The organism is Sphaerisporangium sp. TRM90804 (assembly GCF_029846175.1).
Classification (GTDB): domain Bacteria; phylum Actinomycetota; class Actinomycetes; order Streptosporangiales; family Streptosporangiaceae; genus Sphaerisporangium.
Genome location: NZ_JARWAC010000026.1, coordinates 1 through 20,824, shown reverse-complemented (window position 1 = coordinate 20,824; position 20,824 = coordinate 1). Strand labels below are relative to the sequence as shown.

The 20,824-nt window shown below is 72.6% G+C and carries 18 protein-coding genes; 8 read left to right on the top strand and 10 right to left on the bottom strand.

Annotation, left to right across the window (positions count from 1 at the left end):
• Positions 1-115: 115 nt before the first annotated feature.
• Positions 116-727 carry a helix-turn-helix domain-containing protein gene (locus PYR91_RS28900; RefSeq protein WP_279784816.1) on the top strand — a complete coding sequence of 204 codons (612 nt, stop codon included), beginning with the start codon at positions 116-118 and terminating at the stop codon, positions 725-727.
• Between the two features lie 200 nt (positions 728-927).
• On the opposite strand, the gene PYR91_RS28895 is transcribed toward PYR91_RS28900, so the two are convergent.
• Together PYR91_RS28895 and PYR91_RS28890 are read right to left on the bottom strand one after the other, a co-directional pair.
• Positions 928-2,103, bottom strand: a complete 1,176-nt coding sequence (locus tag PYR91_RS28895) for an oxidoreductase (protein WP_279784814.1) — start codon at positions 2,101-2,103, stop codon at positions 928-930.
• 121 nt (positions 2,104-2,224) lie between these two features.
• Positions 2,225-2,719, bottom strand: a complete 495-nt coding sequence (locus tag PYR91_RS28890; protein WP_279785105.1) for a lytic polysaccharide monooxygenase — start codon at positions 2,717-2,719, stop codon at positions 2,225-2,227.
• A 383-nt stretch (positions 2,720-3,102) separates the two neighbouring features.
• Between PYR91_RS28890 and PYR91_RS28885 the strand changes: the two genes are divergently transcribed.
• Positions 3,103-5,763, top strand: a complete 2,661-nt coding sequence (locus tag PYR91_RS28885; protein ID WP_279784812.1) for an exo 1,3/1,4-beta-D-glucan glucohydrolase — start codon at positions 3,103-3,105, stop codon at positions 5,761-5,763.
• 63 nt (positions 5,764-5,826) lie between these two features.
• Here the strand turns inward: PYR91_RS28885 and PYR91_RS28880 are convergent, their stop codons facing one another.
• The 4 genes from PYR91_RS28880 to PYR91_RS28865 are packed head-to-tail and all read right to left on the bottom strand — an operon-like array spanning position 5,827 to position 10,456.
• The gene (locus PYR91_RS28880; protein ID WP_279784811.1) at positions 5,827-6,666 is read right to left on the bottom strand and encodes a carbohydrate ABC transporter permease; all 840 of its coding nucleotides are present in this window, start codon (positions 6,664-6,666) and stop codon (positions 5,827-5,829) included.
• Positions 6,663-7,601 carry a sugar ABC transporter permease gene (locus tag PYR91_RS28875; RefSeq protein ID WP_279784809.1) on the bottom strand — a complete coding sequence of 313 codons (939 nt, stop codon included), beginning with the start codon at positions 7,599-7,601 and terminating at the stop codon, positions 6,663-6,665. The genes PYR91_RS28880 and PYR91_RS28875 overlap by 4 nt, the downstream gene beginning before the upstream one ends.
• Positions 7,598-8,938 carry a substrate-binding domain-containing protein gene (locus PYR91_RS28870; protein ID WP_279784807.1) on the bottom strand — a complete coding sequence of 447 codons (1,341 nt, stop codon included), beginning with the start codon at positions 8,936-8,938 and terminating at the stop codon, positions 7,598-7,600. Before PYR91_RS28870 ends, PYR91_RS28875 begins: the two co-directional genes overlap by 4 nt.
• A 3-nt stretch (positions 8,939-8,941) precedes the next feature.
• The gene (locus tag PYR91_RS28865; RefSeq protein WP_279784805.1) at positions 8,942-10,456 is read right to left on the bottom strand and encodes an alpha-N-arabinofuranosidase; all 1,515 of its coding nucleotides are present in this window, start codon (positions 10,454-10,456) and stop codon (positions 8,942-8,944) included.
• A 188-nt stretch (positions 10,457-10,644) separates the two neighbouring features.
• On the opposite strand from PYR91_RS28865, the gene PYR91_RS28860 reads away from it, so the two are divergent.
• Complete coding sequence (locus tag PYR91_RS28860; protein ID WP_279784803.1) at positions 10,645-11,661, top strand: LacI family DNA-binding transcriptional regulator; 1,017 nt, start codon at positions 10,645-10,647, stop codon at positions 11,659-11,661.
• Between the two features lie 95 nt (positions 11,662-11,756).
• Here PYR91_RS28860 and PYR91_RS28855 read toward each other — a convergent pair whose 3' ends face one another.
• A complete protein-coding gene (locus PYR91_RS28855; protein WP_279784801.1) occupies positions 11,757-12,578 on the bottom strand; it encodes a hypothetical protein in 822 nt (273 codons plus the stop codon).
• A gap of 316 nt (positions 12,579-12,894) precedes the next feature.
• Between PYR91_RS28855 and PYR91_RS28850 the strand changes: the two genes are divergently transcribed.
• Positions 12,895-13,950, top strand: a complete 1,056-nt coding sequence (locus tag PYR91_RS28850; RefSeq protein ID WP_279784799.1) for a methyltransferase — start codon at positions 12,895-12,897, stop codon at positions 13,948-13,950.
• 69 nt (positions 13,951-14,019) lie between these two features.
• Here PYR91_RS28850 and PYR91_RS28845 read toward each other — a convergent pair whose 3' ends face one another.
• Positions 14,020-14,598, bottom strand: coding sequence for a DinB family protein (locus PYR91_RS28845; protein ID WP_279784797.1), 579 nt, complete (start codon positions 14,596-14,598; stop codon positions 14,020-14,022).
• 95 nt (positions 14,599-14,693) lie between these two features.
• On the opposite strand from PYR91_RS28845, the gene PYR91_RS28840 reads away from it, so the two are divergent.
• Both PYR91_RS28840 and PYR91_RS28835 read left to right on the top strand, forming a co-directional pair.
• On the top strand, positions 14,694-15,686 hold the full coding sequence (locus PYR91_RS28840) for a WYL domain-containing protein (protein WP_279784795.1): 993 nt from the start codon (positions 14,694-14,696) through the stop codon (positions 15,684-15,686).
• A 180-nt stretch (positions 15,687-15,866) separates the two neighbouring features.
• Positions 15,867-16,760, top strand: coding sequence for a phosphorothioated DNA-binding restriction endonuclease (locus PYR91_RS28835; RefSeq protein WP_279784793.1), 894 nt, complete (start codon positions 15,867-15,869; stop codon positions 16,758-16,760).
• Positions 16,761-16,898: 138 nt separating this feature from the next.
• On the opposite strand, the gene PYR91_RS28830 is transcribed toward PYR91_RS28835, so the two are convergent.
• Positions 16,899-18,122 carry a glycosyltransferase gene (locus PYR91_RS28830; RefSeq protein ID WP_279784791.1) on the bottom strand — a complete coding sequence of 408 codons (1,224 nt, stop codon included), beginning with the start codon at positions 18,120-18,122 and terminating at the stop codon, positions 16,899-16,901.
• 344 nt (positions 18,123-18,466) lie between these two features.
• Between PYR91_RS28830 and PYR91_RS28825 the strand changes: the two genes are divergently transcribed.
• Positions 18,467-19,645 (top strand): DUF5931 domain-containing protein, encoded by a 1,179-nt coding sequence (locus tag PYR91_RS28825; RefSeq protein WP_279784789.1) that lies wholly within the window; start codon positions 18,467-18,469, stop codon positions 19,643-19,645.
• A complete protein-coding gene (locus tag PYR91_RS28820) occupies positions 19,642-20,289 on the top strand; it encodes a response regulator transcription factor (RefSeq protein WP_279784787.1) in 648 nt (215 codons plus the stop codon). The genes PYR91_RS28825 and PYR91_RS28820 overlap by 4 nt, the downstream gene beginning before the upstream one ends.
• Positions 20,290-20,296: 7 nt before the next feature.
• Here PYR91_RS28820 and PYR91_RS28815 read toward each other — a convergent pair whose 3' ends face one another.
• On the bottom strand, positions 20,297-20,587 hold the full coding sequence (locus tag PYR91_RS28815; RefSeq protein ID WP_279784786.1) for a YiaA/YiaB family inner membrane protein: 291 nt from the start codon (positions 20,585-20,587) through the stop codon (positions 20,297-20,299).
• Positions 20,588-20,824 lie beyond the last annotated feature (237 nt).

Genomic DNA, 20,824 nt, shown 5'->3' with positions numbered 1-20,824 from the left:
GCCCGGCTCCCGCGGTCAATTCTGCCCTCCGGCCACCGTGGGGTGCCCCGCAGGCCACCATGCCGACAACTCGAGCACTATTGACAATAATAGTTGTCGGTGTCACGCTGGAAACATGTTCGATGTGGAGGTGATCGAGGACCCGGCCGCGGCCGAGGTCTCTCTGGATCCCGTGCGCGCCCGCCTGCTGGCGGAGCTGGCCGAGCCCGCCTCGGCCACGATGCTCTCCTCGCGGGTCGGCCTGCCCAGGCAGAAGGTGAACTACCACCTCAAGGCGCTGGAGCGGCACGGGCTCGTCAGCCTGGTGGAGGAGCGCAGGAAGGGCAACGTCAACGAGCGGCTAATGCAGGCCAGCGCGGCCTCCTACGTCATCTCGCCGACCGCCCTCGCCGCCGTGCAGCCCGACCCGGCGCAGTCACCCGACCGGCTGTCGGCGCGCTGGCTGCTCGCCGTGGCGGCCAGGCTCGTCCGCGACGTCGGCGCGCTGATCACGGGCGCCGCCAAGGCCGACAAGCGGGTGGCGACGTTCGCCATGGACGGCGAGGTGCGCTTCGCCAGCGCCGCCGACCGCGCGGCCTTCGCCGAGGAACTGGGCAACACGGTGGTCAGGCTGGTCGCCAAGTACCACGACGAGAACGCCCAGGGGGGTCGCGCGCACCGTGTGGTCGTCGCGCTGCACCCGAGCCTCAAGGGGGAGGCGGGCCCGACAGACCCGGCCGGCACCTGACGGCCGTTGCAGCGGGCCGGCCGAGGCGGCGCGGTCACGGCCGGCCCGCTGGTCTTCTGCTCAGGCGTCCGCGGCCGCGGTCCCGGCGAGGGCGTCGCACCCTCCCCGCGGGCCGCTCCCGGGCGGCGCACTCCCCGAGGGCCGCTCCCGGGGGCCGCACTCCCCGTGAGGCGGCTCCCGGGTGGGTGGCCGCGTCCCGCTCAGGGCAGGCGCAGGGCGAGGCGGGCGACGCGGCCCTGCTCGCCGGAGGCCCAGCAGCTCAGGTCGGGCGTGCAGGCCACGGTGTCGAAGGACCCCGTGTCGAAGCGCTGCCAGTGCCGCCCGCCCGAGAGGGTGAGGTCGCTGCCGGTGGGCCCGACCGCGATGGCCGCGAACGGCAGGTACGGCAGCCAGGTCACGCCCGAGCGGTAGCCCTCGGGCGGCGTGGCGGCCGTCCGCCACGTCCGGCCGCCGTCCGCGGTGGTGGCGGCGGCGTCGGGGGAGGGCAGGCCCGGCTGGAAGTCGCCGCCCACGGCGATGCCGTCGCGGGGGGTGCGGAACGCCAGCGCGAACACCCCGCGCGCCGGGTCGCCGGCGGGGATCGTGGTGTCGGCCACCGTCCAGGTGCGCCCGCGGTCGGCGGAGTGGAAGACACGCGAGCGCGCGGCGCCTCCGGTCGCCATCCACACGTCGTTCCGGCCGGCCGTGACCAGGCACTGGCCGCTGGCGGCGAACCCGGCCTCACCGGGAAGGGCCTCCGGCATGCCAGAGGAGGGCAGCACCCGCCAGGTGCGCCCGCCGTCGTCGGTGGACAGGATGCGGAACCTGCCGTCGACCGGGTCGCTCATCGCCAGCCCGTGCCGGCGGTCGAAGAAGGCCAGGCAGTCGTAGAAGGCGCGCGGCTCGTCGTTGCGGAAGGTCTCGGCCCACGTGCCGCCGCCGTCGTCGGTGCGGTAGACGCGTGACAGCTCGCCCTCGCCGATCGACAGGGCGACGGCGGTGCGCGCGTCGAACGCCTCGACGTCGCGGAACTGCAGGTCGGCGACGCCGGGAGGGGAGACGTTCCGCCATCGCCGCCCGCCGTCGGTGGTGCGCAGCACGGTGCCCGCGCTGCCGGAGGTCCAGGCGACGTCCCGGCTGACGGGGGACAGGCCGCGAAGGCGCGCCGTCACGCCGGTGGGCCGGGGCTCCCAGGTGAGCACGGAGGCGGCCGGTGGTCCGCCGCCGGCCGAGAGCGACCTCTCGAAGGCGGAGGTGGAAGCGGAGGGCGGCGTCCGCGCGGGGGCCGTGGGCGGCGGGTCCGCGACGGGCGCGGAGTGCGCTTGTGCGGCCGCGGGGGCGGCGGCCAGGAGCACACCCGCCGCCGAGATCATGCCGAATACCGATCGGAGCCTCATACCGGGCAAACTAGCCGTAAAGATCACCGTCGTCCACGGTCGCGCCGGGCCGGCGACCGGTCCATCCGCGGGCCGGTCGCCGGCGATGAGCCGCGCGTGTGCCGCGACGCGTCCTTCCCGCCTACCTCTGCAGGTCGACGCAGTTGTAGAACGCGTTGGCGGTGTCGGCGATGTTCCAGATCGCCAGGACCTTGAAGCGGCCGGTCCGGCTGCCGAGGTTCACGTTGTGCGAGACCGTGGCGCCGGGCTGGCGGCCGCCGTCGTTGAACACCGCGATGCGGGTGCTGCCGATGTAGTACTCCCACGTGCTGGTGGCGTGGCGGGCCGTCAGCGTCCAGTTGAAGGTGACGCTGCTGCCCACCCGGGTGGCCGGCCAGGGCTTGCTCTCGTCGCTGAGCTGGGCGAAGCGGCCCACGCCGCCGTGGCAGGAGCGCAGGCCCTTGGGCCCCTCGACGCTCTGCGGCTCGTAGATGATGTCGCCGCAGTTGGCGACCCTGCCCTGGGCGCACACGTACTGGCGGCTCGCGGGCGAGTTGATGTACCCGTGCGCCTGGGCCGGCGAGGCGATGAACAGGGTGGCACCGATGGCGATCACCGCCGTCGACAGGAAGGTCATGACTCTTCGCATGTCCTTGCTCCTTTGCTGGGGGGGTGCTCCTATTCTGAAAGAAAGTTTCTTAACAGTAAATGGTCCACTGACAAGATTCTCGGCGCGATGTCAAGAACTTCGGCCCGCTCCTGACGGTCGAGAGGGGCGGGCCGAGGGCGGAGAGCGCTCTCTGGTCGTCCGGAGAGCCGCGGCCAAGGGGTGCCGGGCGGGTTCGCCATCCCCATGATCAGCGTGGAGATCGACGTCAGGGCCCCGAAGGCCGCCGCGCCTCCCAGGAGGGAGAGCGCTCTAGTGAGGCTCTTGACTCCGCAGCGTTACAGGGCAAAGATCGGCCAAGCGCGCCCCCCTGGCCGGGGTGATCGTTGCGCGCCTCGAGAACGGACTCGTCGATGACACGACCCTTCGCCCGCTCACGGGCCCGCCTGAGCGCGAGCGCGGTGATCGCGGGCCTCGCCCTCCTGGCCACCGGCGCGGCCGCGATCCCGGGCGCGGGCGCCGAGACCGCCGGGGGCGGCGGGCAGCCGGTGATCGGCAAGCCCGCGACCGGGCCTGACGGCTGCGCCCGCATCGAGAAGCGGCTGCCCACCCTCGCCGAGTGGCCCAGGGTCAAGAGCGCGATCAAGCAGAACCCCGCCGACGAGAAGCGGGTGAGGAAGATCCTCGCCGGCATGACGCTGGCCGAGAAGGTCGGGCAGATGACGCAGCCGGAGATCGCCGCGATCACGCCCGACGAGGTCCGGCAGTACGGCATCGGGTCGGTGCTGAACGGCGGCGGCTCCTGGCCGGGCCGCGACAAGCACGCCTCGCCGCAGGCGTGGCTCACCCTGGCCGACGCCTACTGGGAGGCGTCCCTCGCCACCCGCGCCAAGATCCCCGTCATCTGGGGCATCGACGCCGTCCACGGCAACAACAACGTCTACGGCGCGACGATCTTCCCGCACAACATCGGCCTCGGCGCCGCGCACGACCCCTGCCTGGTGCGCGACATCGGGGAGGCCACCGCCGGGCAGATGCGCGCCACCGGCCAGGACTGGGCGTTCGCGCCCACGCTCGCCGTCGTCAGGGACGACCGCTGGGGCCGCACCTACGAGGGCTACTCCGAAGACCCGCGCATCGTCCGCGCCTACGGCTACGAGGCGGTCCGCGGCCTGCAGGACGGCGACTCCCGCCGCCTCGGCCGCGACGGCGTCATCGCGACCGCCAAGCACTTCATCGGCGACGGCGGCACCCTCAAGGGCACCGACCAGGGCGTGAACCCGTCCTCCGAGGCCGAGATGATCAACCTGCACGGCCAGGGCTACTACGGCGCGCTCGCCGCCGGGGCCCAGAGCGTGATGGTCAGCTTCAACAGCTGGACCAACGAGGAGCTCGGCATCGGCGAGGGCAAGCTGCACGGCAGCGAGCGCGCCCTCAGCGGCATCCTCAAGGGCAAGATGGGCTTCGACGGCGTCGTCGTCTCCGACTGGAACGGCATCGGCCAGGTGGCCGGCTGCACCAACGCCGGCTGCGCCCGGGCCGTCAACGCCGGCATCGACGTCGTCATGGTGCCCAACGACTGGAAGGCGTTCATCGCCAACACCGTCGCCCAGGTCGAGAGCGGCGAGATCCCGATGGCGCGCATCGACGACGCCGTCACCCGCATCCTGCGCGTGAAGCTGCGGGCCGGCGTGTTCGACGCCCGCAAGCCCTCGGCCCGGCACAAGGCCGGCTCCGCCGGCGCGCTGGAGGCGCGCAAGCTCGCCCGCGAGGCCGTCCGCGCTTCGCAGGTGCTGCTCAAGAACAACGGCAAGGTGCTGCCGCTGTCGCCCAGGTCCAAGGTGCTCGTGGTCGGCAAGAGCGCCGACAGCCTGCAGAACCAGACCGGCGGGTGGTCGCTCACCTGGCAGGGCACCGGCAACACCAACGCCGACTTCCCCAACGGCACGTCCATCCTGGGCGGCCTTCGCGAGGTGCTCGGGGCCGGGAACGTCACCTTCAGCGAGACGGCCGACGGCGTCGACCCCTCGGCCTTCGACGCGGTCATCGCGGTCATCGGCGAGACGCCGTACGCCGAGGGCGTCGGCGACCTGTCGCGGCGCACCCTGGAGGCGGCCAAGCTGTACCCCGGCGACCTGGCGGTGCTCGACAAGGTGCGCGGCAAGGGCGCCCCGGTGGTCACCGTGTACGTCACCGGGCGGCCGATGTACGTCAACAAGGAGCTCAACCGCTCCGACGCCTTCGTGGTCGCGTGGCTGCCGGGCACCGAGGGCGGCGGCGTCGCCGACCTGCTGGTGCGCGGCGGGCTCGGCGCCTCCGGCTACACCGGCACGCTGTCGTACTCCTGGCCGAAGAGCGCCTGCCAGACCCCGCTCAACCCCGGCCAGGAGGGTTACGACCCGCTGTTCCCGCTGGGCTACGGCCTGCGCTACGGCCAGAGCGGGTCGGTCGGCACGCTGGACGAGACCTCGCCGGAGTTCAACTGCGGCCAGACCGGCGGCGGCGGCACCGCGACCGAGGACCTGGAGGTCTTCAACCGCACCGACGTCGCGCCGTACAAGAGCTTCATCGGCTCGCCGGAGAACTGGGGCGGCACCGAGATCGGCGTCGACGGCGAGGCCGCGCACGCCGAGATCACCGTGGTGCCGGCCGACGTCAACGTGCAGCAGGACGGCCTGAAGGCCACCTGGACCGGCGCCGGGCCCGCGCAGCTCTACATGCAGAACCCGGCCGGCGGCACCGACCTGCGCGGCTACCTCAACGCCGACGCCGCGCTCGTGTTCGACACGATCGTGCACCAGCCGCCCGCGGCGCGCACCGTCGTCAGCGCGCACTGCGTCTACCCCTGTCTCGCCGAGCTCGACGTGACGTCGGCGCTGCGGGGGCTGCCGGTGGGCGCCAAGTCGACCGTCAAGATCCCGGTGTCCTGCTTCGCGGCGGGCGGCCTGGACATGGAGGTGGTCAACACGCCGTTCCTGGTCTACACCGAGGGCACGTTCTCGGCGTCGTTCGCCAACGTCCGCTGGGTGCCCCAGGCGGGCAAGGACGCCGACGCCCTGAGCTGTTCCCCCTGACCCCGCACCGCTGAACGGCGGCAGGCCCCGCACCGGCACCGGTGCGGGGCCTCGCCTTTCCGGTCAGCCCTTCAGGCCCGACCGGGAGATGCCCTCGATGACCCAGCGCTGGGCCACCAGGTACAGCAGGATCACCGGCACGCTGGCGATCACGGCGCCGGCCATCAGCAGGTCGTAGCGGATGGTGTTGGCGCTCTGGAAGTTGCCCAGGCCGGCGGGCAGCGTCAGCGCGTCCGGGCTGAGCAGCACGTAGATCGGCCACAGGAAGTCGTTCCAGTTGGTGAGGAACGACAGCAGGAAAAGCGTGACCAGCGCGGGCTTGGCCAGCGGCAGCGCGATGGTGGTGAAGATCTGCCACCGGTTGCAGCCGTCCAGCTCGGCGGCCTCCTCCAGCTCGGCGGGCAGCGTGAGGAAGAACTGCCGCAGGAAGAACACCCCGAAGGCGCCGGCCGCGGCGGGGACGATGACCGCGGGCAGGCTGTCCACCCAGGCCAGCTCGTTGACGATGAGGAAGTTGGGCACCAGCAGCACCACCGGCGGCACGAACAGCGTCGCCACCACCACCGTGAAGATCGTCGAACGGCCGCGGAAGCTCAGGCGCGCCAGCGCGTACGCGGCCGGGGCGGCGGTCGCCAGCACGAGCACGGCGTGGCCGGTCGCCGCGATCAGGCTGTTGGCGAACCACGTCATGATCGGGCTGTCGGCGCTGTCGAGGATCTCCCGGTAGGCCCCGGTCGTGGCGGGGGAGGGGATCCACTGCGGGGTGGTCGACCCGGCCCCCTCGCGTGTCTTGAACGACGTGGTCACCATGTACACCAGCGGGCTGATGTAGAGGGCGGCGACCACGGCCAGCACCAGGTGCAGCAGGGCGCGCCGCACCCGCACGGCCGACGGGGCGCTCATCGCCGCCCCCTGTCGCGGAAGGCGGCGAACACCAGGGCGCTCGCGCACATCAGGAACCCGGCGAGCACGAAGCTCATCGACGAGGCGGTGCCCATGTCGAACTGCCGCAGGCCGGTCTCGGCGATCAGGTAGATCGCGGTCTTGGTCTGGTCGGCGGGGGCTCCCGACGTGAGCAGGTACGACTGGCCGAACATGTTGGCCGAGGCCAGGATGGTGGCGTTGACCACGAACACGCTCACCGGCCGCAGGCCGGGCAGCGTCACCGAGCGGAACCGCGCCAGCGGGCCCGCGCCGTCCACCATCGCCGCCTCGTACAGCTCGCGTGGGATGTCCTGCAGGCCGGCGAGGAAGATGACCGCGTTCAGGCCGAGCGTCCACCAGACGGTGACGCCCACCAGCGCGACCCACGCGGCCGGCAGGTCGGTCGTCCACTGCACGTCCAGGCCCAGGTAGTGGTTGACCAGGCCGATGTTGCCGTCCAGCAGGTAGCGCCAGACGAAGCCGACGACGGCCACCCCGAGCACGTACGGCGCGAAGTAGACGGCCCGGTACACGTTGCGGCCGCCGAACCGGCCGTTCATCAGCAGCGCCACCAGCAGCGGCAGCCCGATGAGCAGCGGCACCGACGCCACGGTGAAGATCCCGGTCGCCCGCATCGCCGTCCAGAAGCGCGAGCCGTCCACGCTGGAGGGGTCGAACAGGTCGGCGTAGTTGCCGAGCCCGACGAACGGCTTGGACGGCAGGGTGATGTCCCATTCGTGCAGGCTGGTCCAGAAGCCGAAACCGATGGGAAGGACCATGAAGACGGCGAACAGCACCAGGTAGGGGGCGAGGAAGGCGTACGGCGTCCACCGGTTCATCCGGCGGGCGGAGGTCCCGGAGGAGGCGGCGAAGGCCACCTCCTCCACGCCGCCGGGCCGGGTGAGCAGACTCACCGGGCGTACTTCCTCTTGTTCTCGGCCAGCAGCTTGTCGGCGCTCGCGACGCCGTCCCGCAGCGCGTCGGCCGGGCTCGCCTGCTTGAGCACGGCCTTGGCGACCGCCAGTTCCAGGGCCTTGGACTGCACGTCGCCGACGCCGGGAAGCGCGGGCAGGAAGTGGAACGCGGTCAGGTCCTGGGCGAGCTTGATCTGCGGGAGGTCGGCGACGGCCGGGTCCTGCCGCGCGGAGTTGCGGGCCGGGATCATGCCGGCCTTGGCCCACTCGGTGGACCGCCGGCTCATGTAGTCGACGAAGAACTTCGCGGCCTGCATCTTGTCGGCGCTGCGGGCCGTCTGGGAGGTCATGACGAAGTTGTGCGAGGCGCTCCAGACGGCGGCGCTCTCGCCGATGACCGGGATGGGCGACAGGCCCCAGCGCAGGTTGGGCGCGTTGGTCTTCAGGTCGTTGATCTGCCAGATGCCGTCCCAGGTGAAACTGGTCTTGTCGTTCTTGAAGGCGGCGTACTGGGTGTCGATCGCGACCTTGCCCGGGCTGTTGCCCTTGTCGATCTGCTCGACCATCCACGACAGCGCCGCCGTCGCCTGCTCCGAGCCCCACAGGGCCTTGGCGCCGTCCTCGCTGTACAGCTCGCCGCCGAACTGCCACACCAGCGACATGAACATCAGGTGGGCTGGCCACTTGCTGGGCATCCAGAACGGGTCGGCGATCCCGGCCTCGGTCAGCTCGCCGAGCGCCTGCTCGTAGGTCGCCTTGTCGGCGGGGGCCTCCTTGAGGCCGATCTTGTCCAGGTGGGCGGCGTTCCAGTAGTCGCCCAGGCAGTGCACGTCCAGGGGGACGCTGAAGCGCTTGCCGCCGTAGACGCCCGCCTGCCACACGGCGGGGATGAAGTCCGACTCGGTCAGCTTCAGCGCGGACACGACGTCGTCCAGGGGGGTGAGCACCTGGCGGGCGGCGAAGCTGCCGATCCAGTCGTTGTGGATGACCGCGACGTCCGGGCCCTTGCCCGCGCTGATGGCCGTGGGCATCGCCGGGTAGAGGTCCTCCCAGCGCCGGGTGACGTTGCGCACCTCGATGCGGCCGGAGTACTCCTTGTTGAACGCCGCCAGCATGGAGCGCATGTGCGGGCCGTCCCCGCCGGTGAAGCCGTTCCAGAAGTCCAGGCTCACCTTGGGCCCGGCGTACTCGCCGCCGGAGAAGGTGGGCGCCGCCGGGGCGGGGGCGCCGGAGCCGGCCCCGATCTTGGAGCCGCCGCCGCAGGCGGCCAGGGCCGCGGTGAGGCCGACGGCGCCGGACATGCCGAGGAACGAGCGGCGGGACAGTGGGCTGGTCATGAGCTACTCCTGGGGGACAAGGGGAGCGAAACGGACGATACTCCATGAAACGGGCGGAAGGCGGAGCGTGCCGCGACCGCCGTCGAGGCTCGTGCCGGCACCGGCCCGGGGGACGACACGGTCGGGCTGACCTGCGGAGTTGCGTGCGGTCGGGTCGTCGTCGGCCAGCTCCAGGTGCTCGGCCACGCGCATGCCGCCGGGGAGGGTGATCTCCACCTCACAGGGGCCGTGCCGGTCGCGGTTGACGGCGAACAGGGTGATCTCGCCGGTCGCCTCGTCGTGTGTGGCGGTCGCCCACAGCGCGGGCACGTCGCCGTACCTGCCCGTGGTGATCGTGGGGGAGTCGGGCTCGACGCGCAGCACCCGCCCCCGGGCGTGCCGCGCGGTCAGCGCGAACGGGTGGAAGATCGTCTGCCGCCACGCCGGGCCGCCGGGCTCGGTCATGATCGGCGCGATCACGTTGGCGAGCTGGGCCTGGCAGGCGACGCCCACCCGGTCGGCGTTGCGCAGCAGCGTGATGAGCAGGCTGCCGACCACGACGGCGTCGGTGACGTCGTAGGCGTCCTCGATCAGCCGAGGGTGCCGCGACCACTCCAGCGACGACTCCCCGCCGAAGCGGCTCTGGTACCAGACGTTCCACTCGTCGAACGACAACATGATCTTCCTGCGGTCGCGCAGCTTGGCGCCGACGTGGTCGGCGGTCGCCGCGATCGACTTGATCATGTGCTCCATGTCGGCGCCGCTGGCCAGGAAGGAGTCGACGTCCCCGTCGGAGGGGTCGTAGTAGGCGTGCAGCGAGATGTAGTCGACCATCCCGTAGGTGGCCTCCAGCACCTCGGCCTCCCAGGAGCCGAAGGTGGCGATGCCGCTGTTGGAGCTTCCGCAGGCCACCAGCGACAGGCCGGGGTCGAAGCGCTTGAGCGCCCTGGCGGTCTCGGCGGCCAGCCGCCCGTACTCGGCGGCCGTCTTGTGGCCCATCTGCCAGGGGCCGTCCAGCTCGTTGCCCAGGCACCACAGGCGGACGTCGTGCGGCTTGTCCACGCCGTGCGAGCGGCGCAGCTCCGACAGGCGGGTGCCGCCGGGGTAGTTGGCGTACTCCACCAGCTCCAGCGCCTCGGCCACGCCCCGGGTGCCCAGGTTGAGCGCCATCATCGGCTCGACGCCGGCCTTGGCGGCCCAGGCCATGAACTCGTTGAGCCCGAAGCTGTTGTCCTCGCGGCTGCGCCAGGCGAAGTCCAGGCGCTCGGGGCGCTCCTCCACCGGGCCGACGCCGTCCTCCCAGCGGTAGTTGGAGACGAAGTTCCCGCCGGGGTAGCGCACCAGCGTGACGCCCAGCTCCCGGGTCAGCTCCAGCACGTCGGTGCGGAAGCCGTCGGCGTCGGCCAGCGGGTGTCCGGGCTCGAACACGCCGGTGTAGACGCTGCGGCCCATGTGCTCGACGAACGAGCCGAACAGGCGCGGCTCCACCCGGCCGATCCGGAACGAGGGATCAAGGGTGAGGCGAGCTGTTGTGGCCAAGGCCTGGACCATCCTGTCGTGAGACGTTTGTTCTGCTTTGTACAACGTTGTTTCAACGTTGTAAACCGGTGGACGAGGAGCGAGACCGTCACGTTACGATCGATGCCGCGGCCTGTTCCGGCCGTTGAGCAGGGGTATGACCCGCCCGGCGCCGCCGCGTGGCCGGGTGTTCGAGGGAAGGGGGCGCGGTGGGAGCCAGCCTGCGCGACGTCGCGAACCTGGCCGGCGTCTCGGTGAAGACCGTCTCCAACGTGGTGAACGGCTACACCCACGTCTCACCCGTCACGCGGGCCAAGGTCGAGCAGGCACTGTCCAAGCTCGACTACCGGCCCAACCTGTCGGCGCGCAACCTGCGCCAGGGCCGCACCGGCGTGATCGCGCTCGCCCTGCCGGAGATCGACGAGCCCTACTTCGCCGAGCTGTCCCGCTTCGTGATCGACGCCGCCGCCGAGCACCGCTGGATCGTCGTCATCGAGCGCACCGGCGGCGACCTGGCCCGCGAACGCCAGGTGATCGACGGCGTGCGCGACCACCGCGTCGACGGCCTCATCCTCAGCCCGGCCGCCATCGGCGCCGACGAGCTGGCCGGGCGTACCGACGACACGGCGCTGGTGCTGCTGGGGGAGCGCATCCACGACGGCCCGGCCGACCACGTCGCCATCGACAACGTGCGCGCCGCCCGGGACGTCACCGAGCACCTCATCGACCTCGGCCGCACCCGGGTGGTCGCCCTCGGCGCCCAGGACAACGCCGACAGCGGCACCGCCCCCCTGCGCCTGGCCGGCTACCGCGAGGCCATGAGCGCCCACGGCCTGCCCGAGCACGTCATCAAGGTCGACCGCTACCGCCGCGCCGACGGCGCCGCCGCCATGGCCGCCGTCCTCGCCTCCGGCGACCCCCCCGACGCCGTCTTCTGCTTCAACGACCTGCTGGCCCTGGGCGCCCTGCGCACCATCCTGTCGTCAGGCCTGCGCGTCCCCCAGGACATCGCCGTGGCCGGCCTCGACGACATCGAAGACGGCAGGTTCAGCACCCCCACCCTCACCACCGTCGCCCCCGACAAGGCGCAGCTGGCCCAGATAGCCGTCAACCTCCTCAAACAGCGAGTCGACGGCTCCATCCACCGCCCCCCCTGGGAAATGCGCGCCGACTACCGCCTCCTCATCAGAGAAAGCACCGTCCCCACCCCGCCCCCCACCCCCTGACCAGCGCCTTCTCCAGTTCCAGACCTCCTGGACCGCAGATCTCCAGGTCACCGCGCGGGGTCTGTTCCGGTGTACCCGGTGAGGGCGAGCCGTCGTCAGCCTCGGGTGAACGGGGCCAGGGTCGGGCCGAGGGTCGCGCCGAAGACGAGCCATGCGACGAGGACGATGATCCAGATGATGGCACGCCTGCTCGGCGGGGGGCCGCTGCGGAGCAGCGAGATGCCCAGGGGGATGAGCGCGACGCAGAGGCCGCCCGCGGCGATGACGGACTGCGGTTCGGTGCCTTTGAGCGTGCCGATGGCGAGCGCCGACATCAGGCCGAGCGCGATCGACCGGCCCAGCCCGAGAGCGCCGGAGCGGTAGGCGCCGATGGCCAGCACCATCCAGCCGAAGAAGGCCGGTCCGGACAGCGACCTGAACGGGTGCCAGTGGGTGTCGCGCCATGCCAGGTAGTAGGCGTCGATGGCGTTGATCATGGTTTGCAGGCCGAGGCTGTCGGTGAGGTGGAAGGCCAGATGGTCGGTGCCGAACTGGAAGGTGCGGGTGAACAGCCCGACGATCACCAGGCAGCCGCCCCAGATCCCCCACAGCGGGCTGGTGGCGGCGATCCGCTGCGCCAGTGTCATGACCGCCGGCCACAGCAGGACGACCCCGGAGGCGAAGCAGGCGTAGGAGACGGTGATGAGGGTGGGGTGCCGGGTGTAGGCGGCGAGCTGGTCCGGGAAGAAGTAGTGGAACTGTGAGCGCAGCAGAATCCCGGTCATGAGCAGAATGGGCCCGCAGATCAGCGCCACGCCGCTCACCCACCGCCCGGGAAACGGAGGCTGCCGCCCCAGGTTGGCAGCGGCGTTGGCGGCCCGCCGCTCAGCGCCGGCCTGCCGCCATCGCGCGATCCGCCCGCCGGTCTCAACGTTCATGTATGCCCACCCGCAGTGTCGGTGCCGACGCGTCTCGGCGAGATTCGCCGGACGCATGAACATGCTGCTGGGCGGTGCCGTGTCAGCGCGTCTGGCCCGGGACGCATCTTGGCCGCCATCCACGGGTGAGTGTTCCGTCCCCAGACGGATGCGAACGTCTGACCGTGGGCGGATGCCGGACGACCCGGACGCCGCTCTGATCGCGCCGAGCGGGTGGATCGGCCGCAAGGCGGCTGGGGTCTCGTTCGTTCGGGTCCGGGCGGTTGAGCGCGTGGTAGCTTTCGGCCAGCATCCGGTGCGGGGAGGGGGATTGGCCTTGACCAGTGCTGAGGGCGGGCGCGGGGAGCGGGGGCGGGCGTCGGCCTGGGAGGCGGCGTGGGAGGTGCTGGCGCCTGTGACGGATCTGGTCACGCCGATGGCGGTGCGGGTCGCGGCCTCGCTGGGGCTGAGCGATCTGATGGGCGACGACGTGGTGAGCGTCGAGGAGTTGGCGCGGCGGTCCGTCACCGACGTCGACGCCCTGGGGCGGGTGTTGCGGCACCTGGTGTGCCACGGAGTCTTCGTCGAGCCCGAGCCGGGCAGGTTCGCGGTCAACGAGCCCGCCGCGCTGCTGGCGGCCGGGCATCCTTCCGGGATGCGGGCGCGGCTCGACCTGGACGGGTTCGGCGGGCGGATGGATCTGGCCTTCACGGGGTTGCTGCACACGGTCCGCACCGGGGAACCGGCCTGGGAGACGGTCTTCGGCGCCCCGTTCTGGCGGTATCTCGCGCTCAACTCGCAGATCAGCGGGTCGTTCGACGCGATGATGGCCGACGGGGCCGACTACGTCGCCGACGCGGCCGAGGGGTACGACTGGTCGGGTGCGCGGCATGTGGTCGACGTCGGCGGCGGCGCCGGCGCCCTGCTCGCCGAAGTGCTGCGCGCCAACCCCGGCGTCCGGGCCACGCTCGTGGATCTGCCGGACACGGTGGAGCGGGGCCGGCGGTACCTGGCCGAGCGTGGCCTGGAGACGCGGTGCGAGTTCGCCGGGCAGAGCTTCTTCGAACCGCTGCCCACCGGGGGCGATGTGTACGTGCTCCGGCGGGTGCTGCACGACTGGGGCGACGACGACGCCCGGTGGGTCCTGCGCCGGTGCGCCGAGGCGGCCGGGCGGCACGGACGGGTCGTCGTGATCGAGACCCCCGGGGGTTCCGGTGACGACCCCGCCATGTTCGCCGAGATGAACCTGCGCATGCTCGTGCTCAGCGGCGGCCGCGAGCGCGCAGCGGAGGACTACGTCGCCATCGCCACCGAAGCCGGGCTCGACGTCGCCGGCGTTCACACCACCCCGCTCGGGCACGTCATCCTCGACTGCACCCCACCGGGCGACTGACCACGAGCTTCATCACCGGGGGACACCGGCCGGGACGGTGGCCGGTCCGGCCCCCGACTTCGGCATCGCTCAGGTCGAGGTCTGGCCGTCTAGGGTTTCGCGCAGGATGTCCGCGTGGCCGGCGTGCTGGGCGGTCTCGGCGATGACGTGGGTCAGCACGCGGCGCACGCTGTACGCCGTCCCCGGCTCGTGCCAGGGGGCCGCCGGCAGCGGGTGGGTGGCGGACAGGTCGGGGACGGTGGCGACGATCTCCGCGGTGCGGGCGGCGATCTGCTCGTAGCGCTGGAGGATGCCGGTCAGCGTCTCGCCGGGCAGCATCTGGAAGTCGCTCTGATGATCGATCGCCCACTTCGGGTACTCACGGGCGGTGCCCGACGCGAAGTCCTCCCAGGTCACCCCCTCGGGCAGGTCATAGTTCATGGCGGAGGGGCCCTCCAGCACGAACCTCAGCCACTGCGCCTCCATGGACGCGACGTGCTTGACGAGACCGCCCAGGCACAGCGCCGAGGCCGTCGGACGCTCGCCCGCCTGCTCGTCGCCGAGCCCGCGCACGGTGGTGAGCAGGCCGGACCGCACGGCCGCGAGCTGGTCGAGCAGGTCGGCCCGCTCGGCGTCGAGGGTCGGGGACGTCGAGGTGTTGATGGTCATCGCGTGCGGGTCCTTCCGGTCGTTCTCGGGTACGCGATGACGATCGCAGGAGAAGCGGCCAGGTTGTGACCGCTTCTGGAGGCAGTATGGGGAACATGCCGAAGACCTCAGCGCGACTGCTGTCGTTGCTCTCGCTGCTCCAGGCACGCCGCGACTGGCCGGGGGCGCTGCTGGCCGAGCGGCTGGACATCAGCCCGCGCACCGTGCGCCGTGACGTCGACCGCCTGCGCGAGCTCGGTTATCCCATCGTGGCCTTCAAGGGGCCCGACGGCGGGTACCGGCTCGACGCCGGCAGCGAGCTGCCCCCGCTGCTGTTCGACGACGAGCAGGCCGTGGCCCTGGCCATCGCCCTGCAGATGGCCACCGCCACCGGCGCGGGCATCGGCGAGGCCGCGGCGCGCGCGCTGAACACCGTCCGGCAGGTCATGCCCGCGCGGCTGCGCCACCGGATCGACACCCTGCAGGTCACCGCCGTCGCGCGGCACCGGGCGGGCCCGCAGGTCGACAGCGGCGTGCTCATGGCACTCAGCGCCGCCGTCCACGCCCGCGAGGTGCTGCGCTTCGACTACACCCCCGCGTCCGCGCCGGTGGGAGACGACGACGGCGCGCCGGCCCCGCCGCGCCGGGCGCAGCCGCACCACCTCGTCACCTGGGGCGGGCGCTGGTACCTCGTCGCCTGGGACCTCGAACGCGAGGACTGGCGCACCTTCCGCGTCGACCGGATCACCCCGCGCACCCCCACCGGGCCCCGCTTCACCCCGCGCGAGCTGCCCGGGGGTGACGTGGCCGCCTTCGTGGCCGGCAGGTTCCGCGGCACCGACGGCGGCGACTGGCCCTGCCGCGGCGAGGTGATCCTCGACCTCCCGGCCGCGTTCGTGTCCCGCCACACCTGGGACGCAATCGTCGAGGAACTCGGCCCCGGCCGCTGCCGGCTCGTCCTGGGCTCGTGGTCCTGGCACGGCCTGGCCGCCACCATCGGCAGGTTCGACGCCGACATCGAGGTCGTCGGCCCGGCCGAGCTCAGGGACGCCTACGCCCACCTGGCCCGCCGCTACGCCCGCGCCGCGACCGGCTCGGACACCGAGTAGGCGGTCCGAGCGATCGACGCCGCCCCCGCGAGACGACGCCCGTGCCCGCCTCGGACGATTTCGCGTGTTCTGCGGCAGGGGACGCCGGGAGCGACCGCTGTCACTCGTCCCGGCCGAGGTCGCGGGCCCGGCCGTTCCGTGGAAACGGCATCGGGCATGATCGCCCTACACTGGGCGGCCATGGAGTGGATTGCCCGGATCGCTGGGATTCGGCGCTGGGCCCGGGGTGGGGAGCGCGCGCCGCACAAGCCGCTTCTGCTGCTGTACGTGCTGGGGCGCTTTCAACGGGACGGGAACGTGCCGATCTCGTTCAGCGGCGCGGAGGCCGATCTCAGGCGGCTGCTCAAGGAGTACGGCCCGTCGCGTGAGACCAGCCCCGGATACCCGTTCCACCACCTGACCAGCGACGGGCTGTGGTTGGTGGACACCGCCGACGGGCCCGGCAGTCCGGGGTCCGGGCTGGGGCTCCTGCGTGACGGCCGGGCGGCCGGGCGTCTGCACCCCGACCTCGCGCGGGATCTGACGGAGGATCCCCGGCTGGCGGCGGGCATCGCCCGCTTCCTGCTGGACACGAACTTCCCGCCTTCGCTGCACGAGGAGATCTGCCGGATGGCCGGGCTCGACCTGGACGCATTGGAGACGGCCCCGGTGGAGCCGGCCGCCGTCGGGCCCGCGCGCCGTGATCCGGCCTTCCGCGACAAGGTGCTCATGGCGTACGAGTACGCCTGCGCGTTCTGCGCCTACGACGGCTGGCTGGACGGCGTGGCCGTCGGCCTGGACGCGGCCCACGTGCGCTGGTGGGCCTTCGACGGGCCGGACGACCTGGCCAACGGGCTGTGCCTGTGCGTCATCCACCACAAGCTGTTCGACAAGGGCGTGCTGGGCATGACGTCCGATCGCACCATCACCGTCTCGGCCAGGTTCGTCGGCCGATCGGCCTCGGCCAGGGAGATGGTGCTGTCCCTGGCCGGACGGCCGCTGCGCGCTCCGCAGCCGGGCATGGACGCCGTCGAGCCCGGCCACATCGACTGGCACGGCCGGCAGGTCTTCCGCACGCCCGCCCGCGGCGCCTGAGCATCAGCCGGTGCACCCGTGCGCGCCGGGCTTCGACTACAAGGTCTGGTGCTGGGCCGAGGGCCCGCGCGCGCTTCCCGTCGCCGAACCCGGGGAGCGGTGCGCGGCCCGCCCGCCGGAGAATCGCTGGAGAGCCGTTCAGGAGGAGCGACGGAAGTCCGGGGCGAGCAGCCGCCGGGCGGCGGCGTCCGCGCCGTCGGTGCGGATCTCGCCGGCGAGGGCCGTGGCGCGGGCGGCCACGTCCGGCTGGAGGGCGTGGCGGAGGGCCTCGGTGAGGGAGGCGGTGGTCGGGGCGCCGGGCGCGTGCGCGGTTCCGGCGCCGAGGCCGGCCACGCGTCGTGCCCAGTAGTGCTGGTCGAAGTGCTGGGGGATGACGACCTGGGGCACGCCCGCCCGCGCGGCGGCGGTGGTGGTGCCCGCGCCGCCGTGATGGACGACCGCCGCGACGCGCCGGAAGAGTGCCTGCTGGTTCACCTCTCCGATGGACAGGCAGTCGGGTTCGCCGTCCAGCGGCGCCAGGTCGGCCCAGCCGCGCAGCACGATCGCGCGGCGGCCGAGCGCGCGGGCCGCCTCGACCATCGTCTTGGCGAGGTCGTGCGGGGCGCGGATGCTGCCGAAGCCGAAATAGACGGGTGGCTCGCCGGCCCGGAGGAACGCCTCCAGCTCCGCGGACAGCGGCCGCTCGTCCGGCAGGATCCACGCGCCCGTCTGCAGCACCCGCGGGTCCCCGGGCTCCGGCCAGGGGCCGAGTACCGGGTCGGCGGCGAGCCAGGGCCGGTCGGTGAACAGGTGGCCGCGGACGTCGGTGACCGGCGGCAGGCCGAGCGGCGCCCGGTGGGAGTTGAGCGCCTCGCCCCACGTGTCGTTCCAGCGCCGCGCGTCCCGGGCCCAGAGCGCGCCGTTGTCGGCGTCCTCCACCGGAGGATCGCCCAGCATCGGCAGCGGGGGCGGGGCGTGGTGCCGGGAGGGCAGGGCCGCCGGGCAGTAACCGGCGAAGACGTAGCGGACGCCCCTGCGCTCGGCCACCGAGCGGGCGGCCGGCACCAGGTATCCGCCCGTCACGATGACGTCACAGCCTTCCGCCGCCGCCGACAGCGTCTCGAACTGGGTGGCGACCGTGGCCGTCACCATCTGACGCCGCTGCTCGGGCGAGGGCGGGGCCGCCGTCGGAGCGGCCTTCCCGGTGCCGCGCAGCTCGGGGCCGAGCGGGACGAACGGGATCCGGAGATCGCCGATCCAGTCCCCGAAGTCGGGCGGCGCGCACACGCGGACGTCCCCGCCGAGTGCCCTCAACCGCACCGCCAGCGCCACCACCGGCTGCACATCGCCACGCGACCCGATCGTCGACAGCAGCACACGCATCGAAACCATCCTCCTCGTCACGGTCGGCCCAGGGCATGGTGAACGGGCACCCGCATTCCCGCCGGCCTCGGTTTCGCCGGCCCCCGGTCGGCTTCCGGCCCCGAATTGTGGACCAGCACCGGGGGCTTGCCACAAGCCCCGGGCTGTGCCATACGTTGAAGGTGGCGGGGAGATCGGGTGTCGCGTCCGGCACGGGTCCCGTCGTTCCGCGGGGCTGAGAACGTCCGCTCCGGCCAGGGGCCGAAACCCCTCCTGATCCACGCGCGCTTCCTCCTATAGTCGGGAGCGGGGATCGACGCCGGACTCGTCAGGAGACCGGCGCTCACGAGCGGTGATGGGGCTGCATGGGCATCGAACGGCCGTTCTGGCGCGCCGTCGCGGTGTACCAGGCGGCGTCCCTGGTCTACGCGGCGATGCTGCTGGCCCACGCCGGAGGCTACGAGCGGCCGGTCCTCGGATGGCTGGTCATCGGCGTGATGGCCGCCTGGACGGCCGTCAGCACCTTCGCGTACTCGCTCGGATACCGCAGGGGCGTGCTGGTGCTCGACGTGCTCGTCACCGTCGGCTGCCTGCTGTCGTCGACGTACGTCCAGGGCCCGGACGCCGGGCCCGCGGGCGTCATGCCGGTCACCGCCACCTGGGTCGGCGGCCCCGTCCTCGCCTGGGCCGTCTACGCCGGGCGCCGCGCGGCCGGGGTGACGGCGATCGTCGTGGCGGCGGCCGATCTGTGGCTGCGGGGGTTCGACCGGTTCGTCCCGCTGAACGGGGCCGTCCTGCTCGTGCTGGCCGGCGTGGCGGTGGGGCATGTGGTCCAGCTCGTCAAGCAGGCCGAGGAACGGCTGCAGCGGGTGGCCGAGATGGAGGCGGCCGGGCGTGAGCGCCAACGGCTCGCCCGCGACATCCACGACTCGGTGCTCCAGGTGCTGACGATGGTGCAACGCCGCGGCATGGAGATCGGCGGCGAGTCCGCCGAGCTGGGGCGGCTCGCGGGGGAACAGGAGAGGGCGTTGCGCGAACTGGTCCGGAGCGAACCGGCCGGCATCGGCCCGTCGGAGGACGGCTCGGCCGACGTGGCGCGCCTGCTGCGACGGTTCGAGTCGGAGGCCGTCACCGTCTCGACGGTGACGGCGTCTGAGCCGCTGCTGCTGCCCGCGCACCACGCGCGCGAGCTGGAGGCGGCGGCCGGCGCGGCCCTGGACAACGTACGACGGCACTGCCCCTCGGGCACCAGGGCCTGGGTGCTCGTCGAGGGCGACACCGGCGCCGTGACCGTGACCGTGCGCGACGAGGGCCCCGGAATCCCGCCGGGACGCCTGGAAGAGGCGCGGGCCGCGGGCCGGCTCGGCGTCGCCCAGTCGATGCGCGGCCGGCTCGCCAACGTGGGCGGCACGGTGCGTTTCCTGTCCGTTCCCGGCCAGGGCACCGAGGTCGAGCTCAGCGTCCCCGTCACGCCGCGCGCGGGCCGTCCCCGCTCCGTGAGCACGGCCGTCACCCGGCTGCTCGGCACGCGGGGGGCGTCATGAGCGGGCCGCGTGTGATGGTGGTAGACGATCACCCGATGTGGCGCGACTCCATCGCCCGCGACCTCGGCGAGGCCGAGTACGACGTGGTCGCGACGGCGGGCGAGGGCCGTCAGGCGCTGCGGATCGCCGGCGCCGTGCGCCCCGACGTCGTCATCCTCGACCTGCGGCTGCCCGACCTGCCCGGCGTCGAGGTCGCCCGGGCGCTGGCCGCCCTTCCGCACCCGCCGCGCGTGCTCGTGCTGACGGCCAGCGGCGAGCAGCAGGACGTGCTGGAGGCGGTCAAGGCGGGCGCGTCCGGGTACCTCGTCAAGTCGGCCAGCAGGCCGGAGTTCCTGGACGCCGTGCGGCGCACCGCCGAGGGCGAGCCGGTGTTCACGCCCGGCCTGGCCGGGCTGGTGCTGGGGGAGTACCGGCGCCTCGCCGAGCAGACCCCGCCGGACGACGGCCCGCGCCTGACCAACCGCGAGACCGAGGTGCTGCGCCTGGTCGCCAAGGGCCTCTCGTACCGGCAGATCGCCGAGCGGCTCGTGCTGTCCCACCGCACGGTGCAGAACCACGTGCAGAACACGCTGAACAAGCTGCAGTTGCACAACAGGGCGGAGCTCGTCCGGTACGCGATCGAACGCGGCCTCGACGACGAGTAGGCCTGCCTCAGGCGGCCTCGGTCTTGTACGGGTCGTGCTCGGACAGCAGCCGGTCCAGGCGCGCCTGGTCGATGCGGCTCGACATGTTCTCGACCTCCTGCCGGTCGCGCACGCACTTGGCGAGGCCGAACGAGGAGGTGACCGCGTACAGCACGGCGACGGTGAGGAACGCGCGAACCCAGCCGTCGACCGGGAGGTGGTAGACGCCGATCGCGACGCTGGTGAGGGCGGCCCCGAAGGAGATGACGCACTGGAGGAAGTACGCGGTGGTCATCGTCGGCTGCACAGGCTTGCTCATGGCTTCGAGCATGCGGTGCTCGCGGTCCGCGCGCCTGAGTACGCCTACCCGACCCCGCCTGAGTACCGTCCCGAGACGGCCTGAGCGGGGTGCTGACGCTCGGCCTGGGATGCTCGCCCCCGCGCGGGCGCGCAGGGATCGGCTACAGGGGGCGGGTTCTGTGTCGTGGGGGCGGGCGCCTGGCCGAGGGGTGGGCACTCTGGCCGGTGGGGCGGTTCGCCGTGGTGGAGGGCTTGC